Source organism: Rhodohalobacter barkolensis (genome assembly GCF_002834295.1).
Classification (GTDB): Bacteria; Bacteroidota; Rhodothermia; order Balneolales; family Balneolaceae; genus Rhodohalobacter; species Rhodohalobacter barkolensis.
Genome location: NZ_PISP01000002.1, coordinates 96,628 through 119,555 on the forward strand (window position 1 = coordinate 96,628; position 22,928 = coordinate 119,555).

The window sequence follows — 22,928 nt, forward strand, 5'->3', positions numbered from 1 at the left end:
TGTTTAGTTTAGGAAAAAAATTAACTGAGTTGGAATGGACGTTTGCAAAACTATTGATGAAATCCGGGGTGTAATCAAAGCGTATAAGAAAGAGGGGAAAAGTGTTGGATTTGTACCAACAATGGGTGCTTTGCACGAAGGTCATCTCTCTTTGATTCAAATCGCAAAAGAGCAATCGGATGTGGTAGTTGTTTCAATTTTCGTAAATCCGGAACAATTTGGCCCAAATGAAGATTTTGAAAACTACCCCAGAGAGTTACAGTCTGATCTAGATAAATGTGAAAGTGAGGGCGTCGCTGCGGTATTTGCTCCAAATCGGGACGACATTTATGATGAGAAAAAATTCATCCGAATTGAAGTAGATGAGTTGAATCGCAATATGTGCGGTGGAAGCCGTCCCGGATTTTTTGAGGGGATTCTTCTGATTGTAAATAAGCTGTTCAATATTGTAGAACCCGATGTAGCTGTTTTTGGTCAGAAAGATATCCAGCAGTTTCTGATCATCAACCAGATGGTGAAGGAGTTCAATCATGAAGTGAAGCTTTTAATGGCACCGATCAAACGTGCAAATGATGGACTGGCACTAAGCAGCCGTAACAAGTACCTGTCAAATGAAGAGCGTGAGATTGCTCCGGGGCTCTATCGGACTTTGACCTATATTGAAAAGCAGATTCGGGGTGGAGTGGATACTCCAAAACTGCTGTTGGATCATCAGAAGAGCGAGCTTGAAGCAAAAGGTTTTAAAATTGATTATCTTAATGTGTTTGACAAAAAAACGTTGCAGCCGGCAAAGGTGTTAAAGAAGAGTGAAGAATATATACTTGCCGGCGCCGTTTGGTTGGGTAAAACGCGTTTAATAGATAATTTTTTGATTGAATTGTAAGAAGTAAAATCCGTTATGAAACTTTCGATGTTTAAATCCAAACTGCACCAGATGCGGGTTACCGAAGCGAACCTGATGTATGAGGGAAGTATCACCATTGATGAAGATTTACTGGATATGGCAAATATCCTTCCTTATGAGAAGGTACAGGTGGTGAATATTACCAACGGTTCACGGTTGGAAACCTATACTATTCCCGGTGAACGAGGCAGTCGGGTATGCTGCCTGAATGGTGCTGCGGCACGTCTAACTCAGGTTGATGACCGTGTGATTATTATGGCGTATGCTCAGATGGATCCGGAAGAGGCCAGGAACTACAAACCGACCGTTGTGGTGGTGGATGAGAATAACGAACCCAAAGATGTTCTTGAAAGTGTGAGTCACGGTAAAAAATACGGTCTCGAGAACGGAATGATTGAGAATCCGGAATAAAGAAAAATTCAGAGAATGAAAAAAAGCCCCGATTTGAAATTTCAGATCGGGGCTTTTTTGTTGGAATTCCCCCCTTCGAAGGGGGGAGGCCTTAATCTCTTACTCTGAATACTCCGGCAGCAGTTCAAAGAACTTTGCAGAAGTTTGGATTCCTCTGTGGAAATCCTTCAGAGAAAAACTCTCATTTGGCGAATGCAGGGCATCTTTGGTCAGTCCGAACCCCATCAGAATAGAGTTTACTCCCAGTACCTTTTTGAAATCCGCAACAATAGGGATGGAACCGCCTTCACGTGCAAACAAAACATCTTTGTTATAGACTTCTTCAAAAGCTTTGGCAGCTGCTTTCAAGCCATAGAAATCGAGATCAATAACTACAGGGTATCCACCATGATGCTCTTCAACTTCTACAGTAACGGTATCGGGCGCGATGGAGTTGACGTAATCTGAAAAGAGCTCGGCAATTTTTTGCGGTTCCTGATCCGGCACCAGTCTCATACTGATTTTTGCTCCCGCTTTAGCAGGTAGAACGGTTTTAGCTCCTTCGCCCTGGTAACCACTCCATAAACCATTTACGTCCAGTGAAGGGCGGGCTGATGCACGTTCTAAAGTGCCGTAACCTTTCTCCCCATGAAGAGCCGTTAGATTTAAATCCTTTTTATAACCCTTCTCATCAAACGGCAACTGCTTGTATGCTTCCCGCATCTCGGCTGTCATCGGCTCCACATCATCGTAAAATCCGGGAATCTGAATAACTCCATCTTCATCTTTCAGCTTAGCGATGATTTCAGCCAGAGCGTTGGCGGGATTTTCCACGGCTCCTCCGAAAACCCCGGAGTGAAGGTCGCGGTTTGGTCCGGTAACATGAACTTCCATGTAAGCCAATCCGCGCAGTCCGTAGGTGATGGATGGTTGATCTTCACCAAACATGGCTGTATCTGAAATTAATACCATGTCACATTTCAGCAGCTCTTTATTCGCTTTGATGAACGGAATCAGATTTGGCGAGCCAATCTCCTCTTCACCTTCCAGAATAAACTTCACGTTTACCGGCAGATCAGTTCCGGTTTTCATGTATGCCTCAATGGCTTTTACGTGAGTAAAGGATTGCCCTTTGTCATCGCTGGAACCGCGAGCATAAACACGTCCGTCTTTTACGGTTGGTTCAAACGGCGGTGTTTCCCACAGTTCATCGGGATCAGACGGCTGCACATCGTAGTGTCCGTAAATCAAAACAGTAGGACGATCTTCGTGTGGACATTTTTCTGCTGTGATGATTGGATGTCCTTCCGTTTCATGCAATGTTACTTTATCAAGTCCAATTTCATTAAGCTGATCAATCAAAAATTGTGCTGCTTTTTTTACGTCTCCTTTATGCTTGGAATCCGTACTTACACTTGGAATACGGAGAAAATTAAATAGTTGTTCTTCAAAACTTTTAGCGTTTTCCTTTATATATTTTTCTACAGAACTCATAAATCGATTTTGTCAGTTAGATTATTTAAAAAAAGATACGTTATTAGCGGCCGAAAGTCATTTTGGATTGGGCTTCAAGCTGAGTTTGAAAATCTGAGAATGCTATAATAGCTTAACAGATTTATCCTGAACCCATCCCGCCATTCCATTTTCCAGCCTGACATAGATCCAATTTTGATGATTGTTACTGGTGCTATTATCTACTCTCATCGTATATCCCTCGAAGGCAGTGCTAATTGCAGCTGAGGTTGAATCGGGAGTTTGATAAACAACGGATTCTCTATCAATCATAACTCCTGTGTCGTACCTGTTATCAAGATACTGAACATAGTATGATGTGGCGAATAGCACCAACGACATGAATAAAGAACTAATGCTGAAATGGTAAGAGTAGGTTTGATGTTTTTTATAAAACCAAAAAATCAACTGGCTCAGAATCCCGATGTAGAGGAAGATAAAACCCATCACAAATAGGGATTCTATACCCACGTCATGTTCAAGGTAATTGAAAAAACGGTCCCATGGCAGAGGTGGTAACACGGCAGATCTTCTGCTGAAGCGATCGTTTACAAAATCAACGGCTGCTAGTGCTTCCCTTTCGGTTTCAGGGTAATGAGCAGCTTTTAGAAAATAATATTTTGCCAGGCCTAAGGAATCGAGCTGTGAATAAGCAATGCCAAGGTTAAACCATAAAGCACCGGATTGATGACCATTTTCTACAATAGTTTGATATTCAGAAATGGCTTCACGATAGTTCTGCTCTGTTAAGAATTCGGTAGCACGGTCGAATTGTGCTTGCTGTGCATTTGCAACCGGAGAAAGGAGGTGAGCCGTTAATAAGAGCAGAAATGTTGAAACGATTAATCTTTTCAAAGCAGCTTCTTCAAATCCTTAATTAACTGTTCAGTTTTGTCAATATCGGATTGCTGGTCAGCCAACGATCCTGCCGGGGCATAGCTTATGGTAGCACATTTGTTAAGCAGTTGTTTGATAGACTTTAAGATTTCCGGCGAGGCACCCTTTTCCTTTACTTTCTCGATGAGTTGGGAGTCTGACAAACCCGCTTCTGGTAATCCAATTTTATCGCTGATAAATCCTGCCAATGCTTTGTGTAGATGGTTATAAAGTTCTTTAGGTTGTTGATTTTCTTTGGCCTCCTTGGCTTGATTGATGCGCTCATTCGCTTTATCTATTGCACGGTGCGATCGTGCATAATTCCGATCTGAGTGGAGCCGGTCTAATTGAGATTTTTTTAGATATCCGGCGATGAGTACAACAGCAGGAAGGGCAAGCAGAATCCAGAAGAGTGGAGTTCTGTGAAAGGGTGGTGTCTCATTACTATTCCAAACAGCGAGACCTGTAATGGGCTGAGGGTTTCCTGAGACGGAACGATTCGCTGAGGTTAAAGCCGATTCAGTGCCCGGATTTGCTACAAAAGAAACAGCAGGTAGTGTAATGTATCGATAGCGATTATTTTGAATATCGTATACAGCAATTTGTTCTTCAGGAACAGTAAATTGGCCGGGAGCTCGTGCAACCAACAGTTCTGTGTACGTTTTTTCACCGCGAATATTAAGTCCTCTTCGCTCAACATTGCTGCTCTCCTGTGGGGTGTAGAGATCCAGGCCATCCGGTAAATTATATTCCGGCCGGCGCACCAATGGAATGTTTCCTGTTCCGCGAATGGTGGTGATGAGCTCTACCGATTCGCCAGTAATCACTTCATTGCGATTCAGCCGGCGTTCAATGCTTAATTCCCCGACAGCGTTGATAGTAACAGCATCGGATTTAGCAGCCGGAAGTGGACGAATGTTCAATTCTACAGGTTCAGATTCCAGAGAAACTCTTCGCTGATTAGTGCCACCGCCAAAAAAACTGCCAAAAGGATCATTTCTCGCGGGTCGGGTACGAACTCCTACGCTCATGGGATATTCCGCCAGGGTAAGTGAATCGCTTCTGCTTGGGAATAGCGCATAGCGAAGCAGGGTTGCAGTACGGTAACGCACGCCGTTTAAAATGACGGACTCGGGTTCGGGCTGACGAATATTTTCTAGCTCTTCTTTCCAGAATCCATCCGTTTTCCACCCGGCTGTAGGTTGAAAAGATGTGATTTCAATACCCTGCTTAAAATAGAGAACGATACTTGCTACAATCTGCTGACCGGTAACCGGATTTTCATCATCCAGTTCAACTTCCAGAAAGATATCCGGAAGCTGTCGGCTGCTATCTGTAGAGAGATTGCCCTTTTCAATAATCTCTATCTGGATGGGGCTTGTGGTACGGGTTTCTCCGTCTATCTGAATAGAAACGGGCGGAATGGTGTGCAAACCGGTATCCCGCGCGATGAGTGAGAAGCTGTAGGTGGTACTGGTAGTTGTTCTTCCATTAACAATGGAGATACTTGTGCTTCGTGAGGGAGTTGATGATAAAACGCGAACTCCGGACAACTGAGGAAGAGTTGGCAGGGAAACATCACGCATGGATGAACCCTTGACTTCTATATTCAGATTAAACTGCTCCCCGACAAAGATTTTGTTTTCGGAAACTGTTGCTTCAAGCGAAAAATCCTGCGCAGCCAGGAGATTTGGGAAGAGCAAAATGATCAATAATCCACACCAATAAGCAAAAAACGTTTTACCAGTCTTTATCATTTTGCGGTCTGCTATCGGTTGCTTCTTTTTCTCGGTTCTCTAGCAAATCTTTTTCAAGCTGTTCTAATGCATCGAGAATATTCTCAGCTTCTTCACGGCTCATATTTTGAGGTTCGGGCTGCCCGTCCTGATTTTGAGGTTGATCCTGGGGCTGTTGTTCTGAAGGATCCTGTTGCTGATCCTGATCCTGGTTTTGATCGCTTTCCTGGTCTTCATCACTCTCAGAATCTTCGTCATCAGAATCTGAATCCTGCTGCTGATCTTCCTGCTCTTGTTGCTTCTGCTGTTTTTTTCGTTGAGCCAATTCGTAGTTGAAACGAGCATCCTCATCATTAGGATTCTTTCGGAGTGCATCTTTGAAATGAGAAATTGCTTCATCATACTCTTCAAGATCAGACAAAATCTTACCCTGATTATAATCAGCCAAGGCCTTCTGCTCGGCAGGTTCTGTCATACCCCGATACTGCTCAAAAGCACTCATGGCCTCTTCATGATATCCGGCTTCGGCGAGTGCATTACCCAGATTAAAATATAGTCGTGCATCATCAGGATTTTGGTCTATCGCCTGACGATATAGCTGGGCTGCGAGTTCATAATCACCATTTTTAAACGCTTCATTGGCTTTTCTTGCATCACTTAGCGAGGATGCAAGAAAAATGAATCCGATAAATAAAAGAATCAGCTTATTCATGGTAGATCACAGATATAGTCGAACGGTCGATTGAACTAACGTCGGAAGAGTTCAGGAAGTATAGATGAAATCAGGATTCTTCGTCGAGCAGAGCCAACGTTTCATCATCCAGTTTCATATTGGTAAAAATATTGGATACATCGTCATTATCGTCAAATTTATCCATCATTCTAAGATTCTTCCGTGCAGTATCAGGCTCGGCAGATACTTCCGTCATGGGTATGCGGATAAGTTCGGCGCTTTCAACTTTAATATCATTGTTCTCAAGGTTTTCACGAACTTCAAACAGTTGCTCCCTCGATGTAATCACTTCAAAAAATTCCTCCTCAATGTTTACATCTTCGGCGCCTGCATCAATAGCCGTTAGCATAAACTCATCCTCATCCAGTCCATCGGCACTTATTTTTATGGAACCTTTCTGTTCAAACAAGTAGGCCACCGATCCGTCTGTACCCAGGTTTCCGCCGTGCTTTGTAAAAATGTGTCGAATTTCCCCTACGGTTCTGTTGAGGTTATTACTGGTAGCTTCCACAAAATAGGCGATCCCACCGGGTCCGTACCCTTCATATGTTACTTCCTCATAATTCCCTGACCCGTCATCAAGCTCACCAGTGCCTTTTTTGATGGCACGTTCGATGTTGTCCTTAGGTAAGTTTACGGCTTTGGCATTTTCTATGGCCAGAGATAACCTTGGGTTTGCACTAGGGTCTCCTCCGCTTTCACGAGCTGCAACAGTTATTTCTCGGATGTGCTTGGTAAAAGCTTTGGCTCGCTTAGCATCTTCTTTGGCTTTTTTATGCTTGATGTTAGCCCATTTGGAATGTCCTGCCATAAGTGTCTATTCTATTATTAAAGAGGAATTTGAAGGGTTAAATATAAAGGAATTGTCAAATTTACCCTAATGGATACAATGCATTGAAATAATTTTATTCTGTTTTAAAAACGAATCATCAACGGGGTTTGTTTTAAAGTTCAGTTTAGAGCAAAGTGAGGATATTGGTACATTCAGTTCAGATTAATATTCCTTCAACATGAAATGGAAATAACGACTAAAAAAGATTGATATGAATATTGGTATTGTCTGCTATCCCACCTACGGTGGCAGTGGTGTTGTAGCAACCGAACTGGCTAAAGGATTGGCCAATCGCGGACACAATCTGCATATTTTAAGTTATGCCCGGCCGGCCAGGCTCGATACACTTCGCACAGATATTACATTTCACGAAGTAGACCTCAGCAGTTACCCGCTTTTTGAATATCCTCCCTATGATCTGGCCCTTGCCAATAAAATGGTTGAGTTAATAGAGTATGCTAATCTGGATGTACTACACGTACACTATGCAATACCGCATGCTACAAGTGCATACCTTGCCCGACAGATTGTGAATGAGAACTCCTGTAAAGTGCCAGTTATAACAACTCTGCATGGTACAGATATTACACTTGTTGGGAGTAATCCCACCTATAAAAAAGTTGTCGATTTTTCAATCAACCAGAGTGATGGTGTTACGGCCGTATCAGAATATCTGAAGCAGGAGACCTACAAACTTTTTGATATCAAGAAAGAGATCAAAGTGATTCCAAACTTCATTGATTTGGACAGGTTTAAACGATCCAAAAAAGAGCATTTCAAAAAAGCGATATGTCCCGAAGGAGAAAAAGTAATAACTCACGTGTCTAATTTTAGGGAGGTGAAGCGGGTTACAGATGTTGTGGAAGCTTTTGCACAGCTACTAAAAAATGGTGTGCCTTCGAAGCTCCTCATGGTCGGTGATGGCCCGGATCGTTCAAAAGCTGAGCAGAAATGTCGGGATTTGAAGGTGTGTGAACACGTTCGGTTTTTAGGAAAACAGGAACAGGTAGAAGAGGTTCTCTCTATTGCTGACCTGTTTATGATTCCATCAGGCAGTGAAACGTTTGGTCTCGCTGCGTTGGAAGCCATGAGCTGCAGTGTTCCGGTGATAAGCTCCAACGTTGGTGGCTTGCCGGAAGTCAATATTGATGGTGAAACCGGGTATGTTTGTGAATTGGGAGATGTGGAATGTATGGGGCGTCTTGCCACCAAAATCTTAAAGGATGAGAAACTTCACAAAAAAATGTCTAAAGCTGCCCGGAAGCGCGCAGAATTGTTTGAGATCGACAAGATTGTATCGATCTATGAAGAGTATTATTTGGAAGTAAAGGCGAACATGTAGTGAGAATTTCGACACGTAAATAATATGGGAATTTTGAGCCGGACCAATTTACTATTCATCTTTACTTTTATTCTTTTCGCAGTTTCCTGTGGTAAAGGAGAGGAGACAGATTCATACGAGGAGTTTCCTGAAGTCGATGAAATTATAGAGGAGGGATTGAGCGAGTCACTATATTCGGGTGCCGTTGTTTTGATTGGGAATGATGAGGAGATTCTGTATCAGAAAGCATACGGATATGCCACACTTTATGATAAAGACCTATCTGTGGTTGAGGAACCGGACAGTATGACGATCTCTCATCTATTTGATATTGCTTCCCTGACTAAAATTTTCGGAACCACCTATGGAATCATGGCGCTGCATAGTGATGGCCGAATCAACTTGGATGACCCGGTAGCCGATTATATTGATGAATTTGCAACGGATTCTCACTCTGATATTACAATACGTCATCTGTTGTCGCACTCCTCGGGACTTTTACAGTGGTATCCTACCTACTATGTTCTTTCAGATTCGGAAGATTTTATTCCATGGGTTGTAGATCAGTCATTGATTGGAACTCCCGGAGAAACTCGCCGTTACAGTGATTTAGGATTCATGGTATTGGCAGAAATAATTGAAAGAGAATCCGGTGAATCACTATCAGACTATTTAAATAAGAGGCTATATGAACGACTTGGTCTGACCCGGATTGGGTTTAGTCTCGGACCAGCTATTTCAGATCAAATTGTTTCTACTTCTCACGGTAATCCGTTTGAGAAGAAGATGGTTTATGATGATGAATTTGGCTACCAAATAGATATTGATCCCGAGCTTTGGGATGAATGGAGAGAGTACTCTTTAAAGGGAGAAGTTAATGACGGTAATGCGTTTTATACATTTAATGGTGTGGCGGGTCATGCGGGCCTATTTGCAAAAGCTGAAGATCTGGCCAGGCTGCTTCAGCTTGTTCTGAATGATGGTAATTGGGATGATAACAGATTGATTTCACCTGAAACCATTAACGAATTTATTTCTGAGGATGAATTTGGAAATGGTTTGGGATGGGCAATGGATCCGGATTTTCTCAATGCCGAAGAGCTTCCGCCCGGCAGCGTCGGACATACAGGGTTTACCGGGACAAACTTTGTTCTGAGTCCGAATGGTAACATGTATTATATATTTTTGACCAACAGACAGCACGTTGGTGTTAATGAAAATGGAAATTATCCGAACTTAAGGGATATCCGTTCGGAATTATCAAAAGTCGTTTTTCATTAAGTTTAGTACACTGATAACTATAGATCTTTATAATCGAGTGTACAATTTCTGAACAGAAAGATGTATTGAGAGTGAACAGTTTATTAGATAATATTATACGGGTAAAGGGGTAGATTAATTCGGTAAATATTGTATTTTTCAAAGCTAGGCATTTGATTTCACTTCAGAAATCAACCCATAAAAGATTAAGATATTAGGGTAATAAGCTTGAAAACTAAGACAGGCTATTTTACGGTTAAAAAATCATGCTATTAAGCGCTTGGTTTAACTCTCGGAACAAAACAACGGTATGGTTGGTACTCAGCTTTTTGCTGCTTGCGGGAGCTCTGTATACAGTTCAGTATTATAGCAGCAGTTTGCAGATTGGAATGCGCTCCTTCAATTTTGGAAGCAGCCAATTTATGAAGTCTCAACAGCAAGCTGTCAATGAAATTGTTCAGTTTATTCATACCGATAACCCTGAACACATTGAGTCTTTTTATGATCATGTGGCAGTGGTTGAAAATCTTCGACGCGGCCGTGAGTTAATGACTTCTGACTACGAGGAAAGAGAACAAATTGCTCAGTACCTGCATCTTGGAGAAGGTGAGCCTTATGGTACAATTGAGCTGATCAGGCTTTATGAGTTTTTGTCTCACAGGCAATCTGTTCAGAATTTAATTACGCTTTGGGAGCAAGCCGATCAAAAAGTAGCAGAACTGCAAAGTGTTGCAGATGAGGTAGTAAATCTATCTGAAAATGGTGAGCTGGATCAGGCTACGAGACAAGAATATTTGATCAGGGTTTTTGCAATTTCTGAACAGATCACCTCTATTGATCAGCAATTTTTCACATCTATAAATGAGGCGGGAATCTGGGTCGATAACATTGTAAACAGAATCAATTTGGCTGCGATTATGATTCTGGTTCTTATGCTGGGTGCATTTACTTACCTGCAAATGGGATCCATTCGTAAATGGGCGGAGAAGCTGGAGGAGTCGGACGCGAAGTTTAAAGGTGTTTTAAACAACTCGCAGGATGTGATCTATCAAATGGACCTTGAGACAGGTAAATATGTATATATGAGCCCTTCTGCCGAAACGATGCTCGGTTACGATATCGAAAAAATGAAAGCAGGTGGGGCTGAATTCCTGCTTGAGTTTACACATCCGGAAGACCTGAAAGCGATGCAGGAAGAAGTCAAAAACTACAACTCTGATGATTTAGAGAATCGATTGGCTTCTGATACTCAGTTCCGCATTAAAAAAAGTAACGGCGAATACATTTGGGTTTATAACAAGCGAACTCTGCTGCGTGATGAAAGTGGGAATCCAAAGTATATCATTGGAAATGTCCGGGATATTTCGGAACGCAAGAAGTTCGTCGATGCACTTGATAAATCATTGAAAGATAAAGAGATGTTGCTTTCGGAGATTCATCATCGGGTTAAAAATAATTTGTCGATTGTATCAAGCCTGATTGAACTTCAAAAAAATAGCAGGGATAAGATAACAGAGAATGATTTAAAGGAGATTCAGGACCGGATACGATCAATTGCACTTGTACACGAAAAACTCTATCAAGCGGATACACTCGCAGATGTGGATCTCTCAGAATATATTGTTGACCTTGTTAATATGATCAAGAGTTCTCTGGGTTCGGAATACAAGAAAGTTGATTTAATCAGCGATGTTGATTCCATCAAAATTGACAATAAAAAAGCTGTTCCTATTGGCCTGATCGTTAATGAATTGGTGAATAACTGTTACAAGTATGCTTTTGTAAACAAAGAGAGCGGCACAATTGAAGTGAAATTAAAAGAGGAAGAAGATTCACTAGTTACATTGATCGTCAGAGATAACGGTGAGGGACTGCCTGAAAATTTTGAAGAGAAAACAGGAAAATCCCTGGGAATGACACTCATTCGCGCTTTTACAAGACAAGTTAAGGGAGAATTCAAGGCTGAATCAGACAATGGAGCAGTTTTTACTATTCGATTTGAATTACCGACCAACGGAGAAGCCCAATACCAATAATAAAAAACCCCAATCTCATGAAGAGAAAGGGGTTTTTGTGACGGAGATTTTTAATTATTTAAAAGTCTCTGACTTAGGCTGCCAGTACTTTTGAAACTTCTTCTGCCGCTTCCTTCAGAAGTACAGCGGAAATAACATTCAGGTCGCTGTTATCGATAATCTCTTTTGCTTCCTCAGCATTGGTTCCCTGTAGACGTACAATAATCGGCACGTTTTTCACCTTATCGGCAATTTCAGGGTCCTTAACGGCTTCAATCACACCGTTGGCAACTCGGTCGCAGCGTACAATTCCACCAAAGATGTTAATGAGGATGGCTTTCACGTTCTTGTCATCCAGGATAATGCGGAATCCATTTTTTACAGTTTCAACATTTGCGCCGCCACCTACATCGAGGAAGTTGGCAGGCTCACCACCTGAAAGTTTAATAATATCCATGGTTGCCATAGCAAGTCCGGCGCCGTTCACCATACAGCCAACGTTTCCGTCGAGCTTAATGTAGTTCAGGTCGAACTTGGAAGCTTCCAGCTCAATCGGGTTCTCTTCTGAAGTATCGCGAAGTTCTACAATATCTTTGTGGCGGTACAATGCATTTCCGTCAAATGTCACTTTAGCATCAAGCGCCATCACATCGTCGTCGGTTGTAAGAACCAGCGGATTAATTTCCACCATGTTGGCATCTGTATCAACGTAGAAGTTGTAAAGAGCCATAATGAATTTTACGGCTTTTTTGAAAGCAGCGCCTTCGAAGCCGAGTGCAAAAGCAAGACGCCGAGCTTGTGATGGAAACAGTTCCATTCCCGGCTCAACCCACTCTTTCACGATCTTTTCCGGAGTTTCTTCGGCAACTTTTTCAATTTCAACACCACCTTCGGTTGAAACCATAATTACATTTTGACTATTGGCACGGTCGAGCAAAATTCCAAGATAGAACTCTTTTTCGATGTCAACACCATCGGTAACATAGATGGTTTTAACTTCCTGCCCTTCTTCTCCGGTCTGAATGGTGACCAGTGTGTCGCCCAGCAGAGATTCGGCAGCTTCTCTAACTTCATCAATAGACCGGCAGAGAATAACTCCTTTTGCATTATTTTTCTTGGTGCGTCCCTTACCGCGTCCCCCGGCATGAATCTGAGCTTTTACAACAAATAAATTTGTGCCGTTGGCTTTCATCTCTTCAGCAGCCTTCACCGCTTCTTCAACGGATGATGTGGCTACTCCGTCGGGAACAGCAACACCGGCTTCTTTAAATAGCTCCTTGGCTTGATACTCGTGAATTTTCATAATTCAATTGGTTAATCAGTCAGCTTTTTGGTTAAATAAATTCGGATGAATAATACCCAAATAAGCAGGCAAATAAAAGTGAGGGAAAGGTTTCTGTGTAAGGCTTTTCAAAATTTCGCCTCTTATAGAAAAAGGAGAACATTTAAAGGGAAAAGATATGAGAAGAAGATCAAGAAACAGAACAAAGGAGCTCTATTTTATTGAAATGAAAGTGGCCGGAGACATTCCGGTTTTCCTGAGAAAATCAACCCTTTCTAAGGTGACAGATGGTTTAAAATGGTGTTGTGAGAAGAGAGGACTTCGAATTTATGATTACACCATTTTACCGGATCGTTTGATGTTCGTTGCTGAAACAGCCTGGGGATCACTGCAGGATGTTATTGATTCTTTTCGAGGGTTTTCTTCCAAAGCGATACTAAAGGTATTGCAATCAGAAAGGCACTCAAAGCAAGCCGATTGGATGCTGAAATTGATTGATCGATTTGGAGATAAGGATCAGGCCGGAAACAGTAATATTTGGGAACTATCTCCCGTGATCGAGAAACTGATCAAACAAGAACAGCATGATAAACACGCTGAGATGATATCCAACCGAATGGTTCAATATGGATGGGTTCATAAACCGGAGCATTATAATTTATGCAGCTCCTCACCGCGGCACCCGCTAAATGGTTGGATTGTAGAGGGAATTGATCCCTGGAGTTAGCTGGCTTTCAAGCGCGATAACTCGATAGAATGAGCAATTGCCCGGCCGGTGTCCTTTGGAAATTGATTTTTCCGATTTAAAAATCGTTGATTGACCTCCAACTCAATTCCCAGATATTGTGTTTCGTTGATCTGAGAACGTAAATAACTGGTCAGTCCGTCATCAACACCTTTGTAGGGTTGATTACTCAGGATATTTAAGTGCGGCAGATTTTCTTTTAGAAGTTGTTTTAAACGTTTACAATATTGTTTTTCAAAATCTCGGGTGGGATCATATAGAATGCCAATATCACAGTTTCTGGTTTTATTCTTAAATACCGGTGTAAATGTATGGATCCCGATATGCAGGACCGTTTTACCGGATCTGTTTAACTCTCCAATTTTCTCTTCAACCGACTTTCTGTAAGGAAGATAATAGGATTCGAGGAGTCGTTGTTTATCCAGCTCGGATAGTACCGAACTAAACTCAGAGAACACTCTTCGATGGCCTTCAGAGCGATTGATTTCAACAAGCAGACGTGAGATGTTAAACTTAAATAGGGGGACTTTTAGATGGTCAGAAACGGTCAAAGCCAAACCTAAAGCTCCGGGATCCCAGCCCCGGTGGGAACTTAATATGTCAGCAGCCTTCAGAAACAGATGCCGGTATTTTACAGGAATCTGGTTGCCGGCATGCTCACAACTAATAATAATTTCAGGGTATAAATGGTTTTCCATACTTCAGGCATTCACATAATCGATGGTAAGTGTTCACTAAATCATTTTTTTGAATGGTTTGTGGCAATGAGTTTAGAATTCTTCTTGCAAGCGGCCCTTCTTCAAAAATAAGCTCCAAGATTTCCGAGGTTTCGGATGTGTAACTGTTAGGCGTAATGTACTCCCTGAAAATATGCTCACAAAGGTCACCTGCTGATATAGACGGAGTTGAAAGCCCAAATATGTTGAGATATTTCTGATCGGTAATCACAGCTTTTTCTCCATGCTCTATAGTTGATAAAAGTATTGGGTAGAGTTCGTCTTCATGCCAGTTTCTTTGGTGTTCAAGAGGATATAAATCTTCAAAAATGAACATTTTTGTCACAGCAACGACCCACTCGAGTATAGCGAGGTCAATAGTAGGACACTCCTGAACATCCATTACCCTCACTTCAATTGAATTTCGATCCCAGCGAGGCATCAATCCACGGGAGTTTAACCACTCTTCCTGGAGTATTTTATCCGGATCATAGGGGGCAATTTCTCTGTACATTTTATCCAGAACTTCTTTTTGATACTTCTCCTTGCTAAAAATTGCCTCCGGTATAATAAGCCCCGTAATAGACGGGATTTTGATTGCATTGGTTCGATACATCTCCATTCTGAAATCCAGGAATGGCTTTCGTTCCGAATCGGCAATAGGTGAACTTGCTGCCATTGCGGGGATAAGAGGCAAGACAAGACGTAAGGCAGCGTGTAATTTTTCAAACTCCTGTTCACCGTAAAAAGGGAGGTTCAGATGTGTGCTTTGTACATTCGACCAACCGTGGCCTGAGCAGTCAAATATTCGATTATAGGCTTCATAAATCGGGTTATACTCGTGTGGCCACAATTCGACACTGCTGAATGGATCCATCCAGGGATGAGCAGCGCCGGGCATCAAGCGTGCATCAAAAGGTTCGAGCAAAGCGTCAATTTGTTCTACATGCCTTTGAAGCTCAAATCCAACGGTGGACAAGTCTTTAGCGGGTCCGGCAGTTTTTATTTCGATAATGTGCAGAGCCAGTTCATTACTCCAGGCTACACCATCCAGCACTAATTCATTTACAATTTTGTCTGAAGAATTTCTGAGTACCCGATCAGAAATTGGCATGATATCGAGGCTCTCCCGGTTTACGATGATGTATTCCAGCTCCACCCCAAATCCTTCAAAAAGATGAAGGGGCTTATTTTTATTGATCAAAAGACTCATTTTGCTCGAACTCCTTTGTTTTCCTCAATTCGGCGCAATATATCTCCGATAATGATGTCGTAGAGCTGTTCCTTCAGTAAAACATCCTCAAAGCCTGAATCAATACTTGGATTGTCGTTAATTTCAATAACAAAAACCTGGCCGTCTTTCTCTTTTATGTCTACACCGTATAACCCGTTGCCAATCAAAGAGGCGGCTTTCAGTGCAATCTTCAATACGCTTTTCGGAACCTCTTGAATGGGAATGGTATCTGAGTTTCCGGCGTGAGTTTTACCATCTCCGGTTCTTTTGTAGATTTGCCAATGTTTTCTGGCCATGTGATATCGACAGGCATAGATCGGTTTATTGTTTAGTACTCCGATTCGCCAATCAAAATCGGTCGGAATAAACGACTGAACAATCAGTAGATCAGATCGTTTAAAGAGCTTTTTCGTCAACCGATCGTAATTTTCCTGGTCATCCGCTTTAACCACACCCTGCGAAAATGAGCTGTCCGGCTGTTTAAGAATGCACGGAAATCCGAGCTTTTTGGCTGCAGTTTGGGCATTCTCACTGCTGATGATAAGTGTTTCCGGTGCCGGAATTTGATGTCGAGTCAACAGTTCAGCAAGGTAAACTTTATTGGTGCATTTCAGGATCGACTCCGGATCATCAATGACAACCAGGCCTTCGGCCATTGCTCGCCGGGCGAATCTGTATGTGTGGTGGTTTACACCGGTTGTTTCTCTGATAAAAAGTGCATCAAACTCATTGAGCCGTGAGTAATCTTCACGTGTGATGATTTCGGTGTAAAACCCCATCGACTCAGCGCTTTTCGTAAATCGTTGGATCGCCCTGGCATCGGATGGAGGAAATTCTTCCTCAGGATTCACTAAAATGGCCAAATCGTAGACATATTGCTTTTTCTCGGCGGTTCTATTCCGTTTTTTGAAATACTCCTGAGCTACAGCAATTACAAAATCCCGATGCCCTTCAGGGATGTCACTGGTAGAAATCGGATGAATGGTTCGCAGGTTCCACTCCCCATCTTTTTTAAAAAATTCTGCCCGAAGAAATGGAGCCTGGAATTGATTAAAAAGCCGTGATGCCAATTTATCATATCGTTTGGCAAGATTTTTACCAAAGTAGATGCTCAAGGTAAACGATTCTGATTGAATGCTTAAGAAACTCTTCTGAATCAACTTCTGCAGCTCTTCGGATACAAACCGTAGAATGGTTTGAGATTTAAAGTCCTGAATGGTTAAAATATTGGGTATGGGAGTATGACCCCTGGCAGCTGCCAAAAGTGAAACATAGTAGCCGGTGGACTGGTACCTGTAACTTTTGCATAGATTGTAAACTTTTGCACGCCTGAGTTTGCTGTACATCTCATCCATCAGGTACTTTTTTGCGGGCACAACATCTACACCCGGAATATCAAAATCCCAGCTTTTCGGGTTGTCAACGATGATAAGTTGTTTCATGATCTCTCGGACTCTTTTTCGGTGTGATAATAATCAGGTTGGCATCGTATGTGATAATTCCAAGTAAAATGGCATTAATTACCGTGTCAATTTTCATTCTGTAAATCATCCCTTCTCCCAACGGATTGTGGCTAATAGGGTCGGCGATCTGAACTTCCCGTGTTTCAGGATCATAACCACTCAATAGGACAAAGTGTCCGGCGGGTTCTCCGCGCAAATCATCATAATCAGAATTAGGTCCATATTCTCTTTTCGATTTATACAGATATGTAGCGCTTAATCCTGCAATAATTGGGTGGCCATTTTTAAGGTATTTTCTCAGCAGTGCAGGCCTTAGATCTTCAAAATGAAGTTTCCCGCCTAAATTCAGAAAGCTTACATAGGCCTCGGTCACAGTTGTGAGTTTAGTTTCGTTTTTTATGGATTGTTGTTCATTGAGTTTTACAATGAGACTTTCCTTATCGAGAACAAACCACGTTGGATCAAATACCTGAAGGTTGTACGTGTAAATTTTAGCGTTATAGCCTCTCAAAAGAGCATGTACGCCTAATAATGCTCCAACCGTACCCCCCTCTTCAAATTGCAAAACTTCATCGATAACCGTACTCAGCGTAACCGGATCTTTATAGTATTCGTAGAGAGAGTGCAGCGAAGTTGGCCCGCAGGTGGTTTCGTCGGGTTGTTTTTTGATGGGAATCTTGATCATGTATCATCCTGGGGAAAGCTATTATTGATCGATGTCCGGAATTGTTCGACACCAACTAGCATAATACGCAGAAAACTGATTATTATGATCAGGGAGAGAAAATAATTTTAAAGTTTAGTCTCTTGGTCTAAACGGTTTTGATAGCTTCAAAAAGAGTATCAAACATTTCAATATTGTACTGTTTTAGCCATTTTTTGTTCTGATTGGGCTCGTGTCTTGATCGGATAAAAAACGGTTTAATACCGAGCTCCACAGCAGGTTTCAGGTCAGTAATTTTATCACCTGCCATGAAAGACTGTTTTGGGTCTATTCCGTACTTATTGATCGCTTTAAGAAACATGCCGGTGCCGGGTTTTCGATCGTTAGGATCAAAATCATGAGGTTTTTCATCAAACTTGGGGTGATGGGGTGCAACATACCAATCATCAATATGGAGTCCTTTCTTCTCAAGTTGTTGATCTACCCATTTGTGGAGTTGAATAACATCATCGAGAGAATATCGTCCTCTGGCTATTCCCGATTGATTGGTCACAACGATGATTTTGAACTTGTTTTCATTCATCCATCGAATGGCTTTCAGAGCGTCTTTACACCATGTCCACTCTTTGGGCTTATGAACAAAATTGTAATCGACATTCAGTGTGCCGTCCCGATCCAGGAAAAAAGCTTTCATTTGAGGAAATTTGAACTTTAAATGTATTCCGACCGGCCGCTAATCCAGCCTGACCAAAATTTTAAAATGGAAACAATCAGAAGAAACATAAGCGGAGTGGTCCAGTTGCCTATTAAATCGTGCAATCCACCGAATAGAGCAGGTCCAATTGCGGCAAGTGTATATCCGGCAGATTGTGCCATGCCCGACAGTTCATTTGCCGTCTCTGAATCTTTTGTACGAAGAACAATGAAGAGCAAGGCCATTCCAAAGCAGCCTCCAAGGCTAATACCCAGCAATGAGGCCCAGAATTCTGTGTAGGTTGTATCGGTGATGAAAATCAGGCCCAACAGGCTGATGACTTCTAAACCGACTAAGATGCCAACCGGAAGACGCTGTCTCTGCCGCCTGGATGCCCATGCAGGCATTAAAAATGTACCTAATACACCCGATCCCTGAACAATGGCGAGCATCAAGCCGGCCCGGGCAGTTTCCATGCCGCGTTCAATTAAAATCTCAGGGAGCCAGGCTACAATAATGAAAAATGTGAGGGATTGTAAACCCATGAAAAGGGCTACATTCAGGGCAATACCGGAAGTTGTCAGATGTTTTAGAGCACTCCTGAAACTTCGATTGGCGATAACCGGTATATTTTTTCTCATTTGTGGGAGCCAAATAAGCAGGGCAATGAACGACATGGCCGCCCAGAAGCCGAGTGACCATCTCCAGCCAAAGTTCAGCCCTTCGGAGAGTGGAACGCTAATTCCGGATGAAATGGCCGCTCCGGTTCCCAGCATAGCTGAATAGATACCTGTCACTAATCCATAGCGATTTGGAAAACTCTTTTTCACAATGCCGGGCAGCAGTACATTGGCTAATGCAATTCCAACTCCCAAAACTGCAGTACCCGCAAAAAGAGCTGTGTGAGCCGGATAAATCCGGATAAGTAAACCGGCTGTGAGCAGAATTAGAGCCAGGGTCATGGTTCCTTCTGTCCCCATCTTTTTGGTGAAAAAAGGAGTCAGAATCGAGAAAATGCCAAAAGCCAGTACGGGTAGTGTGGTGAGCATTCCCAAAAGCGTATTGGAAAGACCGGTATCCAGCCGTATTTCATAAATTAGCGGACCGACAGCTCCAATAGCCGGTCGCAGATTAAATGCAATAACAGCAATGGCTGTAATCAGTAAAATTTTTCTGTTTTGCTCGGGAGACATGAAGTCGTATTTCTGAAAGCTCTAAAGGTAAGGATTGTTAAACCAAATTTCGGAGAATGATTTGACCGGAATTCTAAATTGTAAACCAATTTCACTTTGACTAATTTTGAAAACAAAAATCCCATTGAGGTAACTTTTTTGGAACAAGCAAAGATTATGACGGAAGAGGATGTGAAGCGTACCTATTTGCGCTTTGCTCACCAGTTCCTTGAACCGTACGAAGACCCCGCTCATCCAGCAATAATTGGCATGCAAACCCGAGGAGTTTATATGGGGAAGCGAATTATGCAGATCATACAAAATGAAACAGGTGCCAAACCGGATTTTGGTGTGCTCGATGTTACATTTTATAGAGATGATTTCCGGTCGAAATTGAAAATGCCTGAAGTGAAAGTGACGGAAATTCCTTTTGATCTCTATAATCGGGATGTCATTTTAGTGGACGATGTGCTCTATACCGGGCGAACGGTGAGGTCGGCAATGGATGCGCTGATGGCTTACGGTCGTCCCAGAAGTATCCGGTTTTGTTGTATGGTAGATCGCGGGCACAGAGAGCTGCCGGTTTCTGCTGATTACGTGGGGATGACGGTCCCAACTCATGCTGATGAAGAAGTGCGGGTAAAAGTAAATGAACTTGATGGTGAAGATGCTGTGTACGTGGTAATGGGAGGTGGTGATGAGTAACATGGATCAAACAGATTATAAGTTCAAACAGAAGCACCTGCTGGGACTGGCCGACTACAGTGCTGAGGATATTCATTATGTTTTGGAGCAGGCGAAAACATTTCGGGAAGTGTTGGATCGTCCGGTACCTAAAGTCCCTACTCTTCGAGATAAAACAATTGTGAATCTATTCTATGAGAACAGTACCCGGACGCGGCTCTCATTTGAGCTGGCCCAAAAAAGAATGGGTGCTGACGTGGTGAATTTTTCTGCAGGCACATCCAGTGCTAAAAAAGGAGAATCCCTGAAGGATACTATCCGGAATATCAGCTCAATGAAGATTGACATGGTGGTGAGCCGGCATGAAAGTCCCGGAGTGCCTCACTTTTTAACCCGTTGTGTGGATGCAGCGATCATCAACGCCGGGGATGGAGCTCATGAACATCCGACTCAGGCTCTGCTTGATATGTTCACAATGAAGCAAATCCACTCCGATTTAAAGGGCAAAAAAGTGGCAATAATTGGAGATATATCCCACAGTCGTGTAGTAAGATCCAATATTGTCGGGTTGAAAAAGCTGGGAGCTGAAGTTGTGGTTTGCGGACCAAAATCTTTAATGCCTGTTTTTGTAGAAACTTTAGGGGCAAGCATATCTTACAATATCGATGAGACACTCGCCTGGTGTGATATTGCTATGGCACTTCGAATTCAGATGGAGCGAATAACCGGTGGAACAGATCTCTTTCCGAGCCTGCGTGAGTACCATGAGACATTCGGTATAAAAATGAGTCACCTGGAGAAATACCCCGATTTTATGGTAATGCATCCCGGACCGATCAATCGCGGTGTGGAGATGGAAAGTCTGGTAGCAGATAGTGACCGGGCTGTAATCCTAAATCAGGTTACAAATGGTGTCGCCGTACGGATGGCGATCCTCTACCTGTTGAGTGGCGGAAGCCGGATGTCATGATATACGTCCGCCGTGGCGGGTTATTAAGATTCCTGCAATGACGATGGCAGCACCAATGTATTGAAGGAGTTCCAGGCTCTCACCTAAAAGCACAATACCGGACACCAAGCCAATAACAGGCACCAGGTTTTGATAGGTTGATGAGCGTACGGCACCAACCACTTTAATGCCATTATTCCAGATAAGGTATGCTAGGCCAATGGCTAAAAGTCCGCTGAAAAAGGCACCTCCAAATGCGGCATAGGAAACGGAACTCCATTCTGTGTCACCAAAATGTGGGATGGCTAAGGCCGTAAGGGAGACAGCTCCGATGGAAGTCATCATGGCCGAGTATTGAAGGGGAGTGTATCGTGTGAGGTGCTTTTTAGAAAAAATCGTATAGAGTGCCCAAACAACGGCGGCGAATACAATAGTCAGGTCACCAATAAAATTATCGGAACCGAATGATATCGGGTTTTTGCCAAAAAAGATGATAATAGCTACTCCGGTAAAGGCCAGAAATACTCCAATCGTCTTCAGGCGGTTGAGCATTTCAAGGGAGAACAGATGTGAACTGATGGCAACCCAGATAGGAATGGTACCCAGCATCACAGCTGCATTGGCGGCCAGTGTTAAATTAATGCCGATGATAAAAAGCCACTGGTAAAAAAGATTACCGACCAAACCCAGGATCAGAAGCGGAATCAAATCTTTCTTGTCAATTTTGAACCACGATTTTCGCTTTGCAATAATCGTCCACATAAACAGTGCGGCTAATACAAAACGGATGGAATTAAAGCTGTAGGGGTCGATTTCAGCCAGGCTGGCCTTGATAACCGTGAAGTTTAGCCCCCAGATAATTGCAAGAAAGAGTAAGGAGAGATCTGTAAGAAGGTTTTTTTTGAGCTGAGCCATAAATAAAAGTATTGGGGCTTAAGATAGAGATATTCTTATTGAAATAAATTTTTGAAAATGATTGGAACGGAACAAAAAATGCGATAGTTTTATGACCGTTGTTCAAAATATGACTGAGAGTCAAAATGATAAAAGAATTATCCCGAAAAGAACGTGAAAAGTTAATGCGGCGCGAAGCAATCATTGATGCTGCCGAATATCTTTTCGATACCCATGGATTTGACAGTGCTACCATGGAAGAAATTGCCGAGAAGGCAGAGCTTGGAAAGGGTACATTATACCTTCATTTTAAAAGCAAGGTATCTATTTATCTGGCTATTTGTGAACGTGGTTCAAACATGCTCAATCAGGAAATGGGTAAAGTTTTAACTCAGGACCTGAACGGATTGCAAATGGTTGAAAAAATTGGGCAGGTGTATCTGAACTTTATCCGGGAGAATCCGCTTTATTTTAATGCCTTCAATTACTACGAGAGTATTTTGGATCAGGAAAAGTACTCTGATAATCCTATGATTGAAAAGTGTGAGGATAATGCAAGAGAAGCCATGACTTTTATTGTCAGAGCTCTTCAGGTAGGGATGCAGGATGGGTCTATAAAAGATTCAATCGATCCGAAAGAGTTAGGGATTATTATATGGGGAGCTTCGAAGGGAGTGATGCATATGGCGTTTATGAAACAGAAGCAGCAGCACCATAAATTTTTGGATGATGTAGAGGTTAGTTTCGAATCATTAATAGAGAATTTTATCACGCTAATCGGAAGTGGAATAAAAAATTGACCAGCGGTCAAATAATTTGTAACAAGAGGCTTTTAACCTCGTAGGAACAATG

Annotated in this window: 22 protein-coding genes; 9 read left to right on the plus strand and 13 right to left on the minus strand. The window is 42.5% G+C overall.

Annotation, left to right across the window (positions count from 1 at the left end):
* Positions 1-34: 34 nt before the first annotated feature.
* Positions 35-883, plus strand: coding sequence for a pantoate--beta-alanine ligase (gene panC / locus CWD77_RS08065; RefSeq protein ID WP_101073059.1), 849 nt, complete (start codon positions 35-37; stop codon positions 881-883).
* Positions 884-898: 15 nt separating this feature from the next.
* Entirely contained in the window at positions 899-1,315 is a 417-nt protein-coding gene (gene panD, locus CWD77_RS08070) for an aspartate 1-decarboxylase (RefSeq protein ID WP_101073060.1), read from the plus strand.
* A 99-nt stretch (positions 1,316-1,414) separates the two neighbouring features.
* On the opposite strand, the gene CWD77_RS08075 is transcribed toward panD, so the two are convergent.
* From CWD77_RS08075 to CWD77_RS08095, 5 genes are all read right to left on the minus strand, one after another.
* Complete coding sequence (locus tag CWD77_RS08075) at positions 1,415-2,788, minus strand: dipeptidase (RefSeq protein ID WP_101073061.1); 1,374 nt, start codon at positions 2,786-2,788, stop codon at positions 1,415-1,417.
* 102 nt (positions 2,789-2,890) lie between these two features.
* Positions 2,891-3,661, minus strand: a complete 771-nt coding sequence (locus tag CWD77_RS08080) for an SH3 domain-containing protein (protein ID WP_101073062.1) — start codon at positions 3,659-3,661, stop codon at positions 2,891-2,893.
* Complete coding sequence (locus CWD77_RS08085; protein WP_101073063.1) at positions 3,658-5,439, minus strand: BatD family protein; 1,782 nt, start codon at positions 5,437-5,439, stop codon at positions 3,658-3,660. Before CWD77_RS08085 ends, CWD77_RS08080 begins: the two co-directional genes overlap by 4 nt.
* Positions 5,423-6,130, minus strand: a complete 708-nt coding sequence (locus CWD77_RS08090) for a tetratricopeptide repeat protein (protein WP_101073064.1) — start codon at positions 6,128-6,130, stop codon at positions 5,423-5,425. The genes CWD77_RS08085 and CWD77_RS08090 overlap by 17 nt, the downstream gene beginning before the upstream one ends.
* Before the next feature lie 70 nt (positions 6,131-6,200).
* On the minus strand, positions 6,201-6,962 hold the full coding sequence (locus CWD77_RS08095; protein WP_101073065.1) for a YebC/PmpR family DNA-binding transcriptional regulator: 762 nt from the start codon (positions 6,960-6,962) through the stop codon (positions 6,201-6,203).
* 232 nt (positions 6,963-7,194) lie between these two features.
* On the opposite strand from CWD77_RS08095, the gene bshA reads away from it, so the two are divergent.
* The 3 genes from bshA (at position 7,195) to CWD77_RS08110 (ending at position 11,600) form a co-directional block, all read left to right on the plus strand.
* Positions 7,195-8,325, plus strand: a complete 1,131-nt coding sequence (gene bshA, locus CWD77_RS08100) for an N-acetyl-alpha-D-glucosaminyl L-malate synthase BshA (RefSeq protein WP_101073066.1) — start codon at positions 7,195-7,197, stop codon at positions 8,323-8,325.
* 24 nt (positions 8,326-8,349) lie between these two features.
* Positions 8,350-9,585, plus strand: a complete 1,236-nt coding sequence (locus CWD77_RS08105) for a serine hydrolase domain-containing protein (protein ID WP_101073067.1) — start codon at positions 8,350-8,352, stop codon at positions 9,583-9,585.
* Positions 9,586-9,986: 401 nt separating this feature from the next.
* A complete protein-coding gene (locus CWD77_RS08110; protein ID WP_165779112.1) occupies positions 9,987-11,600 on the plus strand; it encodes a sensor histidine kinase in 1,614 nt (537 codons plus the stop codon).
* A 73-nt stretch (positions 11,601-11,673) separates the two neighbouring features.
* Here the strand turns inward: CWD77_RS08110 and sucC are convergent, their stop codons facing one another.
* On the minus strand, positions 11,674-12,882 hold the full coding sequence (gene sucC / locus CWD77_RS08115) for an ADP-forming succinate--CoA ligase subunit beta (RefSeq protein ID WP_101073069.1): 1,209 nt from the start codon (positions 12,880-12,882) through the stop codon (positions 11,674-11,676).
* 157 nt (positions 12,883-13,039) lie between these two features.
* Between sucC and CWD77_RS08120 the strand changes: the two genes are divergently transcribed.
* On the plus strand, positions 13,040-13,588 hold the full coding sequence (locus CWD77_RS08120; protein ID WP_101073070.1) for a hypothetical protein: 549 nt from the start codon (positions 13,040-13,042) through the stop codon (positions 13,586-13,588).
* Here the strand turns inward: CWD77_RS08120 and CWD77_RS08125 are convergent.
* The 6 genes from CWD77_RS08125 to CWD77_RS08150 all read right to left on the minus strand — a co-directional run bounded on the left by CWD77_RS08125 (position 13,585) and on the right by CWD77_RS08150 (position 19,570).
* Complete coding sequence (locus tag CWD77_RS08125) at positions 13,585-14,304, minus strand: N-formylglutamate amidohydrolase (RefSeq protein WP_101073071.1); 720 nt, start codon at positions 14,302-14,304, stop codon at positions 13,585-13,587. The two genes, CWD77_RS08120 and CWD77_RS08125, sit on opposite strands and share 4 nt — an antisense overlap.
* Entirely contained in the window at positions 14,282-15,535 is a 1,254-nt protein-coding gene (locus tag CWD77_RS08130) for a carboxylate-amine ligase (protein WP_101073072.1), read from the minus strand. The genes CWD77_RS08125 and CWD77_RS08130 overlap by 23 nt, the downstream gene beginning before the upstream one ends.
* On the minus strand, positions 15,532-16,998 hold the full coding sequence (locus CWD77_RS08135) for a RimK family protein (protein WP_101073073.1): 1,467 nt from the start codon (positions 16,996-16,998) through the stop codon (positions 15,532-15,534). The genes CWD77_RS08130 and CWD77_RS08135 overlap by 4 nt, the downstream gene beginning before the upstream one ends.
* Positions 16,976-17,704, minus strand: coding sequence for a C39 family peptidase (locus tag CWD77_RS08140; RefSeq protein ID WP_101073074.1), 729 nt, complete (start codon positions 17,702-17,704; stop codon positions 16,976-16,978). The genes CWD77_RS08135 and CWD77_RS08140 overlap by 23 nt, the downstream gene beginning before the upstream one ends.
* Before the next feature lie 127 nt (positions 17,705-17,831).
* A complete protein-coding gene (locus CWD77_RS08145) occupies positions 17,832-18,377 on the minus strand; it encodes a D-glycero-alpha-D-manno-heptose-1,7-bisphosphate 7-phosphatase (RefSeq protein ID WP_101073075.1) in 546 nt (181 codons plus the stop codon).
* A 17-nt stretch (positions 18,378-18,394) separates the two neighbouring features.
* Positions 18,395-19,570, minus strand: coding sequence for a CynX/NimT family MFS transporter (locus CWD77_RS08150; RefSeq protein WP_101073076.1), 1,176 nt, complete (start codon positions 19,568-19,570; stop codon positions 18,395-18,397).
* Positions 19,571-19,666: 96 nt separating this feature from the next.
* Here CWD77_RS08150 and pyrR point away from each other — a divergent pair, with 96 nt between their 5' ends.
* The gene (gene pyrR, locus CWD77_RS08155; protein ID WP_240596737.1) at positions 19,667-20,254 is read left to right on the plus strand and encodes a bifunctional pyr operon transcriptional regulator/uracil phosphoribosyltransferase PyrR; all 588 of its coding nucleotides are present in this window, start codon (positions 19,667-19,669) and stop codon (positions 20,252-20,254) included.
* Entirely contained in the window at positions 20,247-21,203 is a 957-nt protein-coding gene (locus tag CWD77_RS08160) for an aspartate carbamoyltransferase catalytic subunit (protein WP_240596738.1), read from the plus strand. Before pyrR ends, CWD77_RS08160 begins: the two co-directional genes overlap by 8 nt.
* Here CWD77_RS08160 and CWD77_RS08165 read toward each other — a convergent pair.
* Positions 21,198-22,097: a DMT family transporter gene (locus tag CWD77_RS08165; protein ID WP_101073078.1), complete on the minus strand. Its 900-nt coding sequence runs from the start codon at positions 22,095-22,097 to the stop codon at positions 21,198-21,200. The two genes, CWD77_RS08160 and CWD77_RS08165, sit on opposite strands and share 6 nt — an antisense overlap.
* Before the next feature lie 125 nt (positions 22,098-22,222).
* Between CWD77_RS08165 and CWD77_RS08170 the strand changes: the two genes are divergently transcribed.
* Complete coding sequence (locus CWD77_RS08170; protein WP_101073079.1) at positions 22,223-22,876, plus strand: TetR/AcrR family transcriptional regulator; 654 nt, start codon at positions 22,223-22,225, stop codon at positions 22,874-22,876.
* Positions 22,877-22,928 lie beyond the last annotated feature (52 nt).